The organism is Nitrobacter vulgaris (genome assembly GCF_002028545.1).
GTDB classification, from domain to species: domain Bacteria; phylum Pseudomonadota; class Alphaproteobacteria; order Rhizobiales; family Xanthobacteraceae; genus Nitrobacter; species Nitrobacter vulgaris.
On the sequence record NZ_MWPQ01000054.1, the window covers coordinates 59,537 to 75,068 of the forward strand.

Annotated in this window: 10 protein-coding genes; 4 read left to right on the forward strand and 6 right to left on the reverse strand. The window is 59.5% G+C overall.

Translation table 11 applies throughout. From position 1 onward, the window contains the following. Positions 1–325 precede the first annotated feature (325 nt). Entirely contained in the window at positions 326–655 is a 330-nt protein-coding gene (nirD, locus tag B2M20_RS15320) for a nitrite reductase small subunit NirD (protein WP_079447907.1), read from the reverse strand. After that, positions 652–3,114: a nitrite reductase large subunit NirB gene (gene nirB, locus B2M20_RS15325; RefSeq protein ID WP_079447908.1), complete on the reverse strand. Its 2,463-nt coding sequence runs from the start codon at positions 3,112–3,114 to the stop codon at positions 652–654. Before nirB ends, nirD begins: the two co-directional genes overlap by 4 nt. Before the next feature lie 381 nt (positions 3,115–3,495). Here nirB and B2M20_RS15330 point away from each other — a divergent pair, with 381 nt between their 5' ends. The 4 genes from B2M20_RS15330 to B2M20_RS15345 all read left to right on the forward strand — a co-directional run bounded on the left by B2M20_RS15330 (position 3,496) and on the right by B2M20_RS15345 (position 8,371). Beyond that, on the forward strand, positions 3,496–4,428 hold the full coding sequence (locus B2M20_RS15330) for a hypothetical protein (protein WP_079447909.1): 933 nt from the start codon (positions 3,496–3,498) through the stop codon (positions 4,426–4,428). A gap of 184 nt (positions 4,429–4,612) precedes the next feature. Next, complete coding sequence (locus B2M20_RS15335) at positions 4,613–5,119, forward strand: (2Fe-2S)-binding protein (protein WP_079447910.1); 507 nt, start codon at positions 4,613–4,615, stop codon at positions 5,117–5,119. Further along, positions 5,116–6,132 (forward strand): FAD binding domain-containing protein, encoded by a 1,017-nt coding sequence (locus tag B2M20_RS15340; RefSeq protein ID WP_079447911.1) that lies wholly within the window; start codon positions 5,116–5,118, stop codon positions 6,130–6,132. The genes B2M20_RS15335 and B2M20_RS15340 overlap by 4 nt, the downstream gene beginning before the upstream one ends. A gap of 34 nt (positions 6,133–6,166) precedes the next feature. Continuing rightward, on the forward strand, positions 6,167–8,371 hold the full coding sequence (locus B2M20_RS15345; RefSeq protein ID WP_079447912.1) for a xanthine dehydrogenase family protein molybdopterin-binding subunit: 2,205 nt from the start codon (positions 6,167–6,169) through the stop codon (positions 8,369–8,371). 215 nt (positions 8,372–8,586) lie between these two features. On the opposite strand, the gene B2M20_RS19805 is transcribed toward B2M20_RS15345, so the two are convergent. From B2M20_RS19805 to B2M20_RS15360, 4 genes are all read right to left on the reverse strand, one after another. Beyond that, complete coding sequence (locus B2M20_RS19805; protein ID WP_173816033.1) at positions 8,587–8,757, reverse strand: hypothetical protein; 171 nt, start codon at positions 8,755–8,757, stop codon at positions 8,587–8,589. Positions 8,758–8,891: 134 nt separating this feature from the next. Next, complete coding sequence (locus tag B2M20_RS15350; protein ID WP_079447913.1) at positions 8,892–10,487, reverse strand: serine hydrolase; 1,596 nt, start codon at positions 10,485–10,487, stop codon at positions 8,892–8,894. Between the two features lie 170 nt (positions 10,488–10,657). Then, positions 10,658–10,933 carry a hypothetical protein gene (locus B2M20_RS15355; RefSeq protein ID WP_079447983.1) on the reverse strand — a complete coding sequence of 92 codons (276 nt, stop codon included), beginning with the start codon at positions 10,931–10,933 and terminating at the stop codon, positions 10,658–10,660. A 239-nt stretch (positions 10,934–11,172) separates the two neighbouring features. After that, positions 11,173–15,489: a hypothetical protein gene (locus B2M20_RS15360; RefSeq protein WP_079447914.1), complete on the reverse strand. Its 4,317-nt coding sequence runs from the start codon at positions 15,487–15,489 to the stop codon at positions 11,173–11,175. Between the last annotated feature and the right edge of the window lie 43 nt (positions 15,490–15,532).

A 15,532-nucleotide genomic window follows, 5' to 3' on the forward strand; every position in this document is an offset into this window, starting at 1 on the left:
TTTGCTTTTGAAACCAATTCACCCCCGTCCCATGCATTTGTGGCCGGTTCACAGCCGTCTTAGCGGATACGCGAACGTAGAATGGCATATGACGCTCCTCCAGCAACACGCGATCTACAACCAGGGTGCACCCAGTCGCGGTCAATAGTCTCGACCTGAGCTTCGTCAAGAGGAACGCCGAAGACATAAAAGCCCCGTATGGTGACTTTTTCGGGTCTTCAGAGGTTAAGAATGAGCGGACGGGTTGGCTGGAGCGCGAGGAATCGAGTTCACGCTCTCCCGGTCGAACGGAGTATCTAACGCTGCTCAGCAAAATCTCTTCGCGTCATGCGGTCATGCTGACGAGTGCTTCTGAGGAGATCAGGAGCTTTCCGCCCTCCACCTTCAGCGCAAAGGTGCGTACAGAACCCTCGTCGGCCCCAACAGCCATGCCTGTCTCGAGCGAGATGACCCAGTTATGCAGCGGACAGGTGACCTGAGCGCCGTGCACGATCCCCTGGCTAAGCGGGCCTCCCTTGTGGGGACAGCGGTCCTCGATAGCGAAGAAGCGATTTTCGATAGTGCGGAACACCGCAATCCGCCCCTGCGGCGTCGCCACACAGCGCGCACCGCGAAGAGGGATATCTGCCGTTTGGCCAATAGCAATCCAGCTCATCGTGCTCCCCCCGCCGCAACCGGAAAACCGATAGTCGCCATCGGCCGGAATTCGTGCTTGTCCTTGCCAGACACGCGTTCAGACCACGGATCGACCTGAGCGAATTTCCGACTGAAGTCGAAGCGATCGAAATAGTCATTGCGCTTCTGGGGGTCCTCCAGAATCTGGCGGCGGATCTCGTCAAGGCCGACGCGCTTCGCCCATTTGTAGATGCGCTCGAGATAGTAGGCCTGCTCGCGGTACATCTGGACGAGCGCTACGATATGCTCCAGCGCTTCATCCTCGGTCTTTACGACACCCAGAACCTCCGTGCCCTTGATGTCGAGGCCCGCCGCGCCGGCGAAATGGATCTCATAGCCGGAGTCGACGCAGATCACGCCGACATCCTTGCAAGTCGCCTCGGCGCAGTTGCGCGGACAACCCGAGACCGCCATCTTGACCTTGGCTGGAGTCCACGAGCCCCACATAAATTTCTCGATGCGGATGCCGAGCCCGGTTGAGTCCTGCGTGCCGAAGCGGCACCAGTCGGTGCCAACACAGGTTTTTACTGTGCGCAAGCCCTTGGCATAGGCATGACCCGAGACAAAGCCGGCCTTGCCGAGATCAGCCCACACCGCAGGCAGGTCTTCCTTCCTGACGCCCAACATGTCGACGCGCTGGCCGCCCGTGACCTTCACGGTGGGAATGTGGAATTTATCGACCACGTCGGCGATGGCGCGCAATTCCTTCGCACTGGTGACGCCACCCCACATGCGCGGCACAACCGAATAGGTACCATCCTTCTGAATGTTGGCATGGACGCGCTCGTTGACGAAACGCGACTGATAGTCATCGGCGTATTCGTCCGGCCAGTCGCATACGAGATAGTAGTTGAGCGCCGGCCGGCACTTTGCGCAGCCGCATGAAGTCTTCCATTCCAGTTCCTGCATGACGGCAGGAATGGTCTTCAAACTCTTCGCCTTGATAAGCCGGCGGACATCGCCATGTCCGAGCGTGGTGCAACCACACACGGGCTGTACGGCGCCGGGATTGTAGCCGTCGCCGAGCGTCAGCGTCATGAGTTGTTCGACGAGACCCGTGCAGGAGCCGCAGGATGCGGATGCTTTTGTGTGGGCGCGCACGTCGTCGAGCGACGTCAGGCCTTTGGCAGTGATGGCCGAGACGATCTTGCCCTTGCAGACGCCGTTGCAGCCGCAGATTTCGGCATCATCCGGCAAGGCTGCGACCGCCGCCATAGGATCGAGGGACGTGCTCCCCTGACGGGATTGACCGAAAATCAGCGTCTCGCGCATCTCCGAGACATCTGTCCCCTTGCGCAGCATATCAAAGTACCAGGCGCCGTCCGCGGTCTCGCCGTAAAGGACCACGCCGACAATGCGGTTGTCCTTCAGCACAAGCCGCTTGTAGACTCCCGCGCCCGAATTCCGCAGCACGATATCTTCCCGATCAGGCGCGTCGGTGAAGTCGCCCGCCGAGTAAAGGCTCACCCCGGTCACCTTTAACTGGGTCGCTGTTTCGACGCTGCGGAACGTCGCTTCGACTCCTGTCAAAGTCTTCGCCGCGACCTTGGCCATGTCATAGAGCGGCGCGACGAGGCCATAGCAAATGTTGTTGTGCTCGCAGCATTCGCCGAGGGCGAGGACATTCTTATCAGAGGTCAGCATCTGGTCGTCCACGACGATGCCGCGCTCAACATGGAGGCCCGCATCGGTTGCGATCCGCGCCTCCGGGCGGATGCCGACCGCCATCACCACGATATCCGCCGGATAAAGGGTGCCGTCATCGAGCAGCACCGCTTCGGTGCGCCCGTGGCCGAGGATCGCGTTGGTCTGTGCCTTGCAGTGAATTTTGATGCCGCGGCTCTCCAGTTCCTTCTGCAAGAGATAGCCCGCCGCCGCGTCCAGCTGGCGCTCCATCAGGTGGCCCATCAGATGCAGGACCACCACCTCCATACCATGGAGCCTGAGCGCCGCCGCGGCCTCCAGTCCGAGCAGACCGCCACCGATGACGACAGCCTTGGCGTCCTTTTTCTTGGCTGCGGCCACCATCGCCTGGACATCGTCATAGTCGCGAAATGCCATGACACCCGGCAAGTCCCGCCCGGCAACGGGAATCATAAAGGGAGCGGATCCGGTCGCAATCACTAGCCTGTCGTAAGGAGTTTCGCTGCTCGCCGAGTGCACCGTCTTCGCCGCACGATCGATGCGCGTAATCGTCTCGTCGAAGCGGCATTTGATCTGGTGGGCGTCATACCAAGCCGCATCATGCGTAACGATCTGATCGAACGACTTCTCGCCTGCCAGCACAGGCGACAACATGATACGGTTGTAATTTCCGCGCGGCTCCGCTCCAAAAAGGGTAATGTCGAAACGTTCCGGGTCAGCTTCGAATAGGTGCTCGAGCATCCGTCCGGAGGCCATACCTGCGCCGACGATGACGAGCTTCTCTTTCTTGTTCATCTTGATTTTGCTCCGTCGTCCTTAGATAGCGAGAGCCGTCGCGGATCACTAACGCAAGACTCGTGCCAATCCTGAAAATGCACTACGCTGCCCTCAGAACATTGCGGAGATCGACCGCTCCCAAAAACGACCGGGCAGGATCGCTCGCTACGGAAGCAGACGGTGCTGAAAAATTGTGCAACGCAACATCGGCCTATCAGGGACGTCCGCCAGCGCCGTTAACTCTTAGGCAAGTATGGGAAGCACTGAGAGGCAGTCACCTTGGCTTCCCTGCCTTACACTTTTCATCTTGCCGCCTTGCTGAGGTCAAACCCAAAGCCTTCATCTCGACATATAGACCAGCCGGAATCCGGCCGCGCAACATTGTAACCTGGAACTCAAATGCTATTCAGATCACAACCTGCTGGTCCTCAAGCCGATCCGCACGACGCGATAGCCGCGCAACTTCGCGACTTGGCGCCGCGAATCACGCGTGATCCTCAAATTGAAGCCAATCACGAGCCGTCACAGGTTGAAGAGACGTCGCTATCGACCGCACCATCCCTGCCGGCAAGCGAACCCTCGTTCCACCCTGCGCCGTCGAACGACAACGTTGACGCACTCCTAAAAGATATCCCCCGCGCACGGTCTTATCGCGGTGTCTTAACCGTACTGTCAGCCATCTGTATCGGCGTTGCCGCAAGCGTGGCCTGGCATTCCTATGGTGAAGAGGCCAAACAGAGGCTTTCGACTCTTATACCGCACCTTTCAATGGAGGCTCCCGCCTCTACGCAGGGCGTAAATGCAGTTGAAGCGCAGGATACGGCGACCCAAGCCGCCGCGCCTCAACCAAATGCCGAAGCGGAACCTGCGCAAGAGACTGCGACCGCAGCCCAGCCATCAACACCGTCAACGGATCCCATCACGCCCCCGACGCAAGCTGCACCAACTCAAGCTGCGCTTCCGGCCGAAATTGCACAGTCGCTTGAGGCAAACGCAAGCGAGATTGCTGCGCTGAAAAGCGCGGTCGAGGATTTGAAAGCCAGCCAGCAGCAACTGCGCCGAGAGATCGCAGCGGCCGCAGAGCGCGAGGCTCACCCCAAGCCCCCCGTGCAGCACCGGGCTAAGTCTGTTCCGCCACGGCCACAACGCCCCTCGCCTCAAGCGGCAACATACAATCCTCCTCTTCCGTCCCCTTCGCCGCCACCGGCGACCGAAAGCCGGATCCCCCCGCAACGCGACGCCTACATTCCGTCCCAAGCGCCGGTACCCGCCCGACTTCCGGCACAGCCTGGTGACGACAGCGCTCCCCGGCCGCCGTTGCCGGTGCGGTAAACGACGCAAGCCTGAACGCGACGACGTGCGGCATTCAAAATCGTTTAATATCCGCGTGAACGACTGGCCGGCATCGCGACATGCCGGAGTAGCCGGTCCGGGCACGCAAGGGATTATCCCCTGTGGGAACATGTGCGGCGGGATCGCGTTATAGCCCGTCCTTCTTTACTGGCGGGGGTATCGGATGGCTCGGTCAAACACCGCTCCGGCAACCGTTTCGTTTCCCGGCTTGATCACCATTGAACTGACCGTCAACGGCACCAAGGAAAAGCTCGATATTGCTCCTTGGACAACGTTGCTCGATGCATTGCGAGATCGCCTTGGCCTCATGGGTACCAAGAAAGGCTGCGACCACGGTCAATGCGGTGCCTGTACAGTGCTGGTTGACGGCCGACGGATCAATTCCTGCCTGACGCTTGCGGTGATGAAGGACGGTGCCGAGGTAACCACCATCGAAGGTCTTGCGACTGATGGCGTCCTCCATCCCGTGCAGCAGGCTTTCATCGATCACGACGCATTCCAGTGCGGTTACTGCACACCGGGGCAGATTTGCTCGGCGGTCGGCCTGATCGCCGAAGGCAAGGCGAAGACGCCCGATGACATTCGCGAACTGATGAGCGGAAACATCTGCCGCTGCGCGGCCTATCCGAACATCGTCGCTGCGATTCAGCAGGCCATGGATGCGTCATGAACAATTTCCAGTACTCGCGGGCAACGGATGTTGCTGACGCCCTGAGCCAGATTGCGGCCGATGCCTCGGCAAAGTTTATTGCCGGTGGCACCAATCTCATCGACCTGATGAAATATGACGTCGAACAACCCAGCCGGCTGATCGACATTTCGCACCTTCCTCTCGCCAAAGTCGAGGAAACGACTGCCGGCGGCCTGCGCATCGGTGCGCTGGTGCCGAATTCTGACCTCGCCTGGCACCCACTGGTGACGGAACGTTATCCGCTGCTCTCAAGCGCTATCCTCGCCGGCGCCTCGGCTCAACTGCGCAACATGGCGTCCACCGGCGGCAACCTGCTGCAGCGGACCAGATGCTTCTATTTCTATGATGTCGCGACACCATGCAACAAACGAGATCCCCGTTCTGGCTGTTCGGCAAAAGACGGCATCAACCGGATCAATGCGATCCTTGGCACCAGCGATGCCTGCATCGCCACCCATCCCTCCGACATGTGCGTCGCGCTGGCGGCGCTTGATGCCAAGGTGCATGTCGCCGGCCCCAATGGTGAGCGCGCCATTGCAATGGTGGATTTCCATCGCCTGCCCGGCGATACGCCGCAGCGTGACACCAATCTCGACCCGAAAGAAATCATCACGGCCATCGAATTGCCGGCGCAGGGCTTCAACACGCACTATACCTATCTCAAGATCCGGGATCGTCTGTCCTATGCCTTCGCGCTGGTCTCTGTCGCGGCAGCTCTCAAGATGGATAACGGAACGATTCGCGACGCGCGACTGGCGCTCGGCGGCGTTGCCCATAAACCGTGGCGGAATCCGGAAGCCGAAGCGGCGTTGAACGGACAGCCCCCCACTCACGATGCCTTCGCTCGCGCGGCCGACATCGTTTTGCACGAGGCCAAGGGTTTCGGCCACAACACCTTCAAGATCGGCCTCGCCCGTCGAGTCATCACCCGAGCGCTGACGCAAGCCGCGAACGGTACACCGCAATCTCAATCCGATAAGAAAATCGCATGAGCCGGTGCTTCACCCCCATCCATCGAGCACAGCCATGACGACCTATATCGGTACGGCGACATTGCGCGTCGATGGACGCGACAAAGTCACCGGCGCCGCTCGTTACGCCGGCGAGTACGACGCACCCGATCTTGCACATGGCAGCGTGGTCACGTCGACCATCGCCAAAGGCCGTATCAGGCGGATCGACACCAACGAAGCCATGAAGGTGGATGGCGTCCTCGTCATTCTCACCCATGAGAATCGGCCGCCGATGGCCGATAGCGACAAGGCATACGAGGATGATGTCGCGCCCGAAGGCTCGCCCTATCGTCCGCTTTATGACGGCGAAATCAAATTCAACGGCCAGCCGGTTGCGCTGGTGCTGGCGGAGGATTTCGAGACCGCGACTTATGCAGCGTCTCTCGTGAAGGTCGACTACGACGAGCAACCGCATGTCACCGATCTGGAGCGCCAACTCGGCAACGCCGTTGCGCTCGATCCACCGGCCAAACCGCGTGGCGACGCGGCCAAGGCGTTCGCAACGTCGGATATCAAGCATCAGGCCGACTATTCCGTGCCCATCGAGCATCACAATCCGATGGAGCTGTTCGCATCGACCGCCGTGTGGCACGACGGCAAGCTCACGGTTTACGACAAGACGCAAGGGGTGCAGAACGTTCAGCGCTATCTATGCGGCGTGTTCGAGACCAAGCCCGACGAAATCAGGGTGATGTCGCCGTTCATGGGCGGCGGCTTCGGCTCCGGTCTGCGGCCGCAGTATCAGGTGGTGCTCGCGGTGCTAGGCGCCCGCGCACTCAAACGCTCGGTCCGCCTCGTCCTGACGCGGCAGCAAATGTACATGATCGGCTATCGCCCGGCGATGATTCAGCGCATCCAGCTCGGCGCAAAACCGGACGGCACGCTGAATGCGATCACACACGACGCCACCACAATGACGTCGCAATACGAGGACTTTCATCGCAATGAGACGACATGGTCCGGTCTGCTCTACAAGAGCGAAGCCGCCAGTTACGCGCACAGCCTAGTCCGCCTCGATCTTCCGACAGCGTGCGACATGCGCGCGCCGAGCGCGGCAACCGGCGTTTACGCGCTCGAAGCGGCGATGGACGAACTTGCGGTTGCGCTGAAGATGGATCCGCTCGAACTGCGGCTGAAGTGTTATTCGGACAGCGACCAGTCTACCGGCCTGCCCTTCAGCAGCAAGAACCTGCGCGAATGTTACAGCCAAGGTGCGGAGGCGTTCGGCTGGAACAAACGCAGTTTCGAGCCTCGATCGATGCGTGACGGTAACGATCTGATCGGCTGGGGCATGGCCACGGGCATCTGGGAAGCGCTGCAGGTGCCTATCACGGTGCGGATCACGCTGACTGGAAACGGCCACGCCGAAGTGGCGTGCGCGACGTCGGACATCGGGACCGGAACCTATACGATCATGGCACAGGTCGCCGCCGATATGCTCGGCCTTCCGATCGATAACATCACTGTCAAGCTCGGTGACTCGACGTTGCCACCGTCTCCTGTCGAAGGAGGGTCGTGGATCGCCGCGTCGGTGTCGAACGGCATCGTCACCACCAGTAACGCCATCCGCGACGAACTCCTGAAGATGGCGCAGGCCATGCCGAACTCGGCGCTGAAAGGCGCGCTGGCCGACGATGTGATGCTGACCAACGGCTCGATCATGTCCAAGAAGAATCCGCGCAGCACCGTCATGGTCGCCGACGCCATGCGTCACGCCGGTATCGAGCGCGTCACTCAGGAAAAGGCCACAAAGTTTAAGAAGGGAGGCAAGCACGCCCACAACACCCATTCAGCAATCTTTGCCGAAGTAAAAGTAGACGAGCAGTTGGGGGTCATACGCGTCACTCGGCTCGTCGGCGCGGTCGCTGCGGGACGTATCCTCAACCTTAAGACCGCGCACAGTCAGGTGATGGGCGGTATGATCTGGGGCATGGGTATGGCTTTGCACGAGGAGACGCTCGTCGACCACCGCTTCGGCCGGATCATGAATGCCAATATCGCCGAGTATCATGTGCCGGTGAATGCCGACGTCCACAACATCGAGGTGATCTTCGTCGATGAGCAGGACGACATCGTCAACCCGATGGGCATCAAGGGGCTGGGCGAGATCGGCATCGTCGGCGTTCCCGCGGCGATTGCCAACGCGGTTTATCATGCCACAGGCAAACGTGTGAGAGACCTTCCGATCACTCTCGACAAGTTAACACGTGACGCCTAGGCGCATTTCATCTTGGCAGCTGGCGAGCGCAAGCCGACAACTTCTTGATCTCATATGCTGCAAGCAGCGAGACCGAACTTTGCTCGCAGGTTCCTTTTTTCCAACTTTGATAAAATCTTCCCATCTCAAGCGACATAAACTCCTATAAGAAAAAGGCCGCCCGTTGGGGCGGCCCTTACCATGGCTGCGACCTTTACCATGGCTAAAGCAGCCTATCAGGTGCCGCCGCTGTATCCGGTTTTCTCTTGGCCCTGAGGCTTGTTGTCAGGCATATCTTCCTGGACACCCTTCCGGATTTCGGACTTCTGCTTGGTTTCCGTGTGCTGGCCTGCCTTTTGGCCTTGATCACGCTTCTGGTCCGGATTTTTCTCATTCGGGTTGGTCATTGGAGAACTCCTTCGTTTGCAAAGGACAATGGGTTCCCCTCCGGATTGGTTCCGATGAAACTTCGGGCTGGCAGTTTATCCTGGCGCAACTCGCGTGAGGATTGCGGATCAGAAGCTCACCCGCACAATGTTATTCAGCGCCTCATAAACTGGCCGAGCCCGTTGCCGTTGAGATATTCGATCGTCAGTTCGCGGGCTGGCTCGTCACCAGCCCGTTTGAACGTAACCGACGACAACGAACCGTCGGTTTGGTTTTCGCTGGAAGGGCGGACCGAAAACGCATCACCATCCCAGTGCGTCAGCACATAGGATTGGCTCAAATGGCCGATCTTTAATTCTAGATGACCATTTGCATCGACGATCTCAGCGTCTCCGAAGTAAGGATTGCCGTAGCGACCAACATAGGATGAAGAACGCGCAGCCGGTGCTGGCGCGGTGAGCGGCGACTTGCCGACGAGATCCCCCGCCGGGGCCGTGAGCTGCGTCATAGCCGTGCCATAAGCAGCAAACCAATCCCGCGTCACCATCCCGAACTGGACAATGTCCGTGAAAGAGGTGCCGACTGCCTCCGCTGCGCCACCTGGTTCTGCATTGGTCAGCACGACAATTCCAATCCCGGCCGAGGGGATGATCGCGTAATAAGTTCCGGCACCCAGCGCGAAGGCTCCGGAATGACTGATCGTTGTCCGGCCCGCCGGCGTGATTCCGACGCCGAATCCATATCCGTACAGGCTGGGCCTCGCATCGGCTGAAGGGGAGTGAATAGAAACGACTTCGGCCGTCATGGCTGGAAGCAGCGCATCTGCCGGGATGATCTGCCGGCCTTCGAATTCGCCGTTCTGCAGCACCAACGCTAACCATCGCGCAAGATCGTTTGCCGACGAGCTGACGCCGCCTGCGGCTGACTGCGCATCGGGCCGGCGTTGATATTTGGGCTGGAAGCTGTTGCCGACCTTTACATGTCCAATGGCGCGATTGGTCTGCTTTTCGAAATCAGCAAAGCGCGAACTGGTCACGCTCATGCCGAGCGGTTTGTAAAGGACTTCTTCAGACAGGCTTTCCCAGTCCTTGCCCGATGCGGCAGCAACGGATTCCGCCGCCGCCATCAACCCGAAGTTTGTGTAGGCATAGACGTCCCGGAATCCGCGAAGCGGTAGCAGACGAAGGCGCTCCAGCACCGTTCGACGATCATAGCCGAGATCCTCGAGATCATCGCCGGCATGCTGCGGCAAGCCCGAACGGTGGCTGAACATGTCGGCAATGGTGACATGCTGCGTCACCCACGGGTCCATCAACTTGAACCAGGGCAAGTGCGCTTGGACAGGCGTATTCCATTTGACAACGCCCACGCCGACCTGGCGGGCCACGACGCTGGCCGCAAGGGATTTCGAAAGCGATGCGATCTGAAAAACGGTATTCGCGTCAATCGGCTGGTTCTCGCCGACTTTCCGGACGCCAAAGCCTTTCGCGTAGGCGATCTTGCCATCATGGACCACCGCGATCGCCATGCCCGGAATGCCGCTCTTCTTCATGATGTCGCCGACGATCGCGTCGAGGCTCGTGATCGCCTTCTCGATCTGATCATGGGTAATGGGTACGCCGGAGGTCTGAGGCGGAGAGGTCTCCGCAAAACTCGATGTTGTCGCGCACGCCCAGACTAGGCAGGAAGCTACCAGCTTGACGAGGATTGCCCTCAGGCGAAATGCGACAACAGATTTCTGCAAGAACATATGCGGCCTTCAGCTGTTTGTACCGTCACTTTGATGCATGATGACGTTTTGCGATTACCATCGGTCCACTGCAATCACAAACGCGAAGGCTTACATATCATTTCAGAGATGAACCTCTGGCAGACGCGATGCCCACCTGCTGCGCGTTGCGTATGGGGTAGCGAGCGGGTTTATCTCAATCCCAAGGGCGAGCGCCGGTATCCACTATCGCGGGCCTCATTCCTGCACACGAAGCTGCCGGTATTTCCCGACGCATAGCGTCGTTGGCCTTTCAGATAATAGCGTTCTTTTCTGAAATCGAGCCAGACGATCGTATCGCCGGGACAATTGCGTTGCGCTTGGGATTCATACCGGAACGGCGTGAGAGACTGCGCCATCGCGCCATTTGCCGCACATGAAATGAGGACCACAAGGGCAGCGGAATAACCGTAGAAGTTTAACCGCATGTCTTGCATGTTTCGTTGACCTCGAACTGATCTCGGGAGGATCCTTATCCAATCGCGCACATTCAATATTATTTACCTGCGCGTGTCGGCGTTGATTAAAAACGATCCCGGCAGTGGACACCTCACATCGGTCCGGATGGGCCACTCTCCAACCTGTTACACTTATAATCCGTTTCAGGATCGGCAGCGCCAAAGCCATCGTGACATTGACGCCGCTCCGGAACGGAAAACGGGTCCGGCTATTGCGCCGGGCAACTGCCGGGCAGTCTTGGATAGAAGCATTCCGTCTCGACCCCGTCTTTGGCATGACTGGCGTTGTCGGGGACGGCTTTGGTGTTGAGGAAGCGCGTTGCAAAGTCACCCGTCGCGGGGAACGCGACCGGGGTCGGGCGCGCCGCCTGTCCCTGATTCTGCGTCTTGAAACCGGCCGGGAGCGTGAACGAGAAGCCGAAACATCCGGCCGACGGACAATCGAGATCCTTGACAGCCCAGGTCCGGCAAACAGCGTCCGCTTCCTTGGCCAGCGCCGGATCGGCGACAAGCAACGGCTCCTTGCCCGGATCTGTGGCCGCGAGCTTTGAACCGCAACTCCCGTCCTTCTTCCAACCGCAAAAGGTCGCCGGACCGCAAAGCCCGTTTTTCGGTTGCTTCGGATCGAGCTCGGACTGGCCCGCGAAATTGGTCTCGATGGTCAAAACGCCCCTGGAGACTCCTTTCACGGCGAACCACTTCCCCGCATTGGGTGAGGCGTCCGGGCTGAACTTGATCGGCGCGGTCGCCAGGCTTCCACGCACGGGCTTCACTGTTCCCGTATCAAAGCCCTCGCCGACATAGATCTGGTAGGTCTGGGCCGTGCTCGGCTTCGCATAGAGGAAGAACATGTAATAGGTCTGGCCGGGGGCGAAGACATTCACGTCCCGCGGCTTCATTGTCGTATAGTTCTCCGTATTCTGCGTGGTCTTGGAAACGGACGTGTCGACGTAGTAGACACCGTTGTTCACGGTCAGCGTTTCGCGCTGATACATGTTCTGGCCGCCCATGCGCATGAAGGGCCAGCGGCACGCGGGCGTATCGGGATTTCCGACGCAGCCGTTGGTCTGCCAATGACCTTGCTCGGACGTGGTCAGATACTGGCGGTACAGCGGCACGCCGTAGCAGGCTCCGTTGGAGCACTCGCTCGACCACTCGCCTCCCTGACCGAGATCCGGCGAGTCTCCGCAGCGGCCATAGGGTTTCGACGGATCAGGTGGGGACTTCTCCGAGCACCCCGGTGCGATCGCCGTGGCCACGTAATCATAGGGACTCGTCTTTGCGGTCGATGGCGTCGGCGCGGGCGGCGGCGGCTTCTGCGGACATACCAGCGAGGGACTGACCCTCAGGTTCGATTTGCACTCGGAGGTTTCAAGCTTGGCGGTGAAGAACTGATCCTCGTTGATCGACACCGTCTCGCCGCCGGGCTTTGAACTGATGAGTCCCGTCAGCGTCCCGTCGTCGTCGGTGAGCTCGGTCTGCCGGTCGATACCGCTCCAGCCGTCGAACATGTTTTCCGTCGAGGTGCAATAGAAATTCTTCACTGCGTTGGGGCCGGAGGTCGCCGTGCGATAGGTGCCGCCCTGACCAAAGTCCTTTTCACCCGTCACGCCATCGGGCGCCCGAAACAACGGATCGAATACGAAATGACGGATGTCGACGTTGCTGAAAAAGAGATTCGCCGAGTGAAAAGCGGGTGGATAGAAGAAGCCGTTGTTCTGTTTCCAACCGATGGCCGCGTTCGGCAGATAGCATTGCCCGTTCAGTGGATCCTTGGTGACGCCCAGGACCACGCCTGAGCCATACATGCAGCCCGGATCGGTACTCAGCTCGGTAATGGGAATGGGACAGTCTGATTTTGTGATGTCGAGGTAGGCGTTGGAATCCTGATAGGCGGGACCGTCGTAGATGTTGAAGAGACGCTGCCCCGAGTCGAAATTGACCAGCGGAATGGAGACGCCCTCTTTCGCGCTGAGGCAATAATTGCTCGGCGCAAGGCCCGCCACCTGCCAATCGCAGCGGAGCTTCGAACGCGCGTTGAAGGGTCCGGCATCCAGCGCGAAGGCATGGATGTCGTCCTGCGGCTGGGTATGGCCGATGAAAACACTCTTGCGCGCAAGCGCCCAATAGCCCCGGATCACCGACGCATGGGTATAATCGCCGCCCGTGATGAAGGTCAGGCCGCCGTTCTGAACATCCGACAGCACGCTGTTGGCGACGAGATACCACTGATTGCGCAGCCAGATCGCCGCGACATTGTGCTGGGCCCAATGGAACATCGACGTGAACTTGTCAATGACGGTCACCGCGCAATTTTCAGGGTGACCCGGATCGCAGAATTTGATGCCCTCGCAATCATAAGTGCCGTCATCCTTCCTGTTGCAGGCCGTCGCGTGCCGGTTTCCACCGACCGCATGCGGATAGTAATGATCGTTGGCCTCATTATCGTTCGGATCCGGCGCAAGGCTGCGAACCGCCGTAAGAACGTTGTTGGCGGGCGCGCTCACCTTTGCTGTGTCAGGCTTGACGACGCCCGAACACTCCGGTGCGTCGCCGGTCGTCTGAAACGACATCATCGTCGATGTGGCAAAATTTCCGACGAATGCCTTGAGCGGCGTCGAGCCTCGATAAGCGCCGTCCTTTTGCAGTCCGGCATAACCGGACCACTTCATATGCCGTTGATCGGGGCTGTTATTCGGGGTCATCACATCCGGTCTGTCGCTATTCCAGGTCGGCACGAACCAGTAGGCCGATCCGCAGGCCGTGGCGCCGGCCGCCATATTGCCGATGAACTCGTTCCAGCCGTTCGTGATCCAGAACACCGACGGATAGGTCGAGTCGGTCAGGAACGGAAATTTCGGCACGGGTTTGTGATCTTCATTAGCCGCAAGAATTCCAGGAATCCGTCGCGGATTTTGTTCATTGGCGACCGCGGCGCGCGCGAGGATCCCGAGATTGCCGTAAAGCTTGTTGTCGGTCTCGGTGCCGTCCTCAAGATAAAAGCCGTGGCCGATGGACTTGTAGCCGACGTTGCCGGCAAGCAGGACGCCTTGCGTCGAGTGAAGGACGATCCAGCGGGTCATCGATTCGTTGACCGACGAATCCTGCACGTATGTTCCTGCCGGTGTTTGGCGAGCCATATGGAAATGCACCGGATAGTGCGCCATCCGCCCGCCCTGCCCGAGCTCCTTGAATTCAACTCCCTTGACGTGCACCGCCTTGAACCCCTGCCGGAACACGACATGGCCGCCGAGCGAATAGCACGGCCCTTTGCCGTCCTGGGCGACGCAGGGGTTCTCGGGTGTCGAGGCCGGAAACTCCTCGCCCGGCCGGTCGCCTCCGGACACGATCCGGATGCTACGATTCAGGATGGCGACAGCGGCGCGGGTCTCGACGCCGTTCTTGACAAGATCGGGATCAAGGTCGAGGCGCCCCTGCGATGGCGCCAGCTTGTCGGTGAGCGCGTAGCGTTCGCCGTTATGGTGCCACCCCGCGCCGTGATCGACCCGGATTTTCTCGAGCCATCGTCCCGCCGGACCAACGCCCGTGCTGGCGTCCTTGACAACGAAGGTTTCGGAATGACCGGGCAGATAGTCTGTCGTCGTGACGACAATCTGATCGCCGGCTTTGACATAGAGGTTTTCCGGATGCTCGTTGCTCGGACCGGCGACGACGAGCGGATCATTCGCCCCAGTGCCGCCGCCAGCCGCGACCGAACCTTCCAGCCGGGTCCAGCTCGGATGGGTCAGTTGCGGATTGGAGCAGCCCATCGAGTTGCAGGAGCCTGTTGCGCCCCAGAGCTCAAGACTCCCGCCATAGGAAACGGCAAGAACCTTGTAGCCGAAATACCCAACCTGCTTGCCTTGACTATCATCGCAAGGCGATGTGCTCGACCAGACCGAGCCGTCGGAGCATTTGCCATCGCCGTGCAGCGGGCCGTAGCGGTAGAAGAAGTCCGAGACGCCGCCAGGCAATTCAAGCTTCGTCTTGCCGTTGTCGCTCCATGCCGACTTGGGGATACCGCAAGGGCCCGTATCGGCATTTTGCGCGGTCCGGCAAAGCGCGCCGAGCGCGGGACCACTTGCGTTGCGGTCGGCTCCGTAGAGATGAATGGTCAGAACACTGCCATAATTCCCATAGGGCTGTCTCGCTGAACCGGCGGCGATTGTCCCGCCATTCTCTATCACCATCGATTGAGCCCAGAAGTGAGTGGCCGTGGGCTTAATCGTCTTATCAAGTTCATCGAACACGAGCCGACCTTTGTCGAGAACGTTGACGTTCTCGAAGTAGTACGTCTGATTAGGTTTGACGTGGCACTCGCCGTTGACCAGAAGGTCGGGCGGATTATTGACGACTCCCGCGCCCGGCAGAAATCCGCTTGAGCATGTGACCATGGCGCCCTGTTGCGCGCGGCTTCCGGTTTCAGCCGAAAACGCCGGCGAGATTGAAAGTCCGAGCAACAGAAAGGCGCTGTAAGGGAGGCATTTGCGTAGGCCCGTCCGATTTCCTTTACGGTCGATATGCATCACGCATCCCCCTTCCCTGACCATTTCGTCGAGTAAATCCGAG

Bases quoted from the DNA above. Each gene is read 5' to 3' on its own strand.
- nirD (WP_079447907.1), bottom strand. From the start codon at position 655: ATGAGCTGGATTGCTATTGGCCAAACGGCAGATATCCCTCTTCGCGGT.
- nirB (WP_079447908.1), bottom strand. From the start codon at position 3,114: ATGAACAAGAAAGAGAAGCTCGTCATCGTCGGCGCAGGTATGGCCTCC.
- B2M20_RS15330 (WP_079447909.1), top strand. From the start codon at position 3,496: ATGCTATTCAGATCACAACCTGCTGGTCCTCAAGCCGATCCGCACGAC.
- B2M20_RS15335 (WP_079447910.1), top strand. From the start codon at position 4,613: ATGGCTCGGTCAAACACCGCTCCGGCAACCGTTTCGTTTCCCGGCTTG.
- B2M20_RS15340 (WP_079447911.1), top strand. From the start codon at position 5,116: ATGAACAATTTCCAGTACTCGCGGGCAACGGATGTTGCTGACGCCCTG.
- B2M20_RS15345 (WP_079447912.1), top strand. From the start codon at position 6,167: ATGACGACCTATATCGGTACGGCGACATTGCGCGTCGATGGACGCGAC.
- B2M20_RS19805 (WP_173816033.1), bottom strand. From the start codon at position 8,757: ATGACCAACCCGAATGAGAAAAATCCGGACCAGAAGCGTGATCAAGGC.
- B2M20_RS15350 (WP_079447913.1), bottom strand. From the start codon at position 10,487: ATGTTCTTGCAGAAATCTGTTGTCGCATTTCGCCTGAGGGCAATCCTC.
- B2M20_RS15355 (WP_079447983.1), bottom strand. From the start codon at position 10,933: ATGCGGTTAAACTTCTACGGTTATTCCGCTGCCCTTGTGGTCCTCATT.
- B2M20_RS15360 (WP_079447914.1), bottom strand. From the start codon at position 15,489: ATGCATATCGACCGTAAAGGAAATCGGACGGGCCTACGCAAATGCCTC.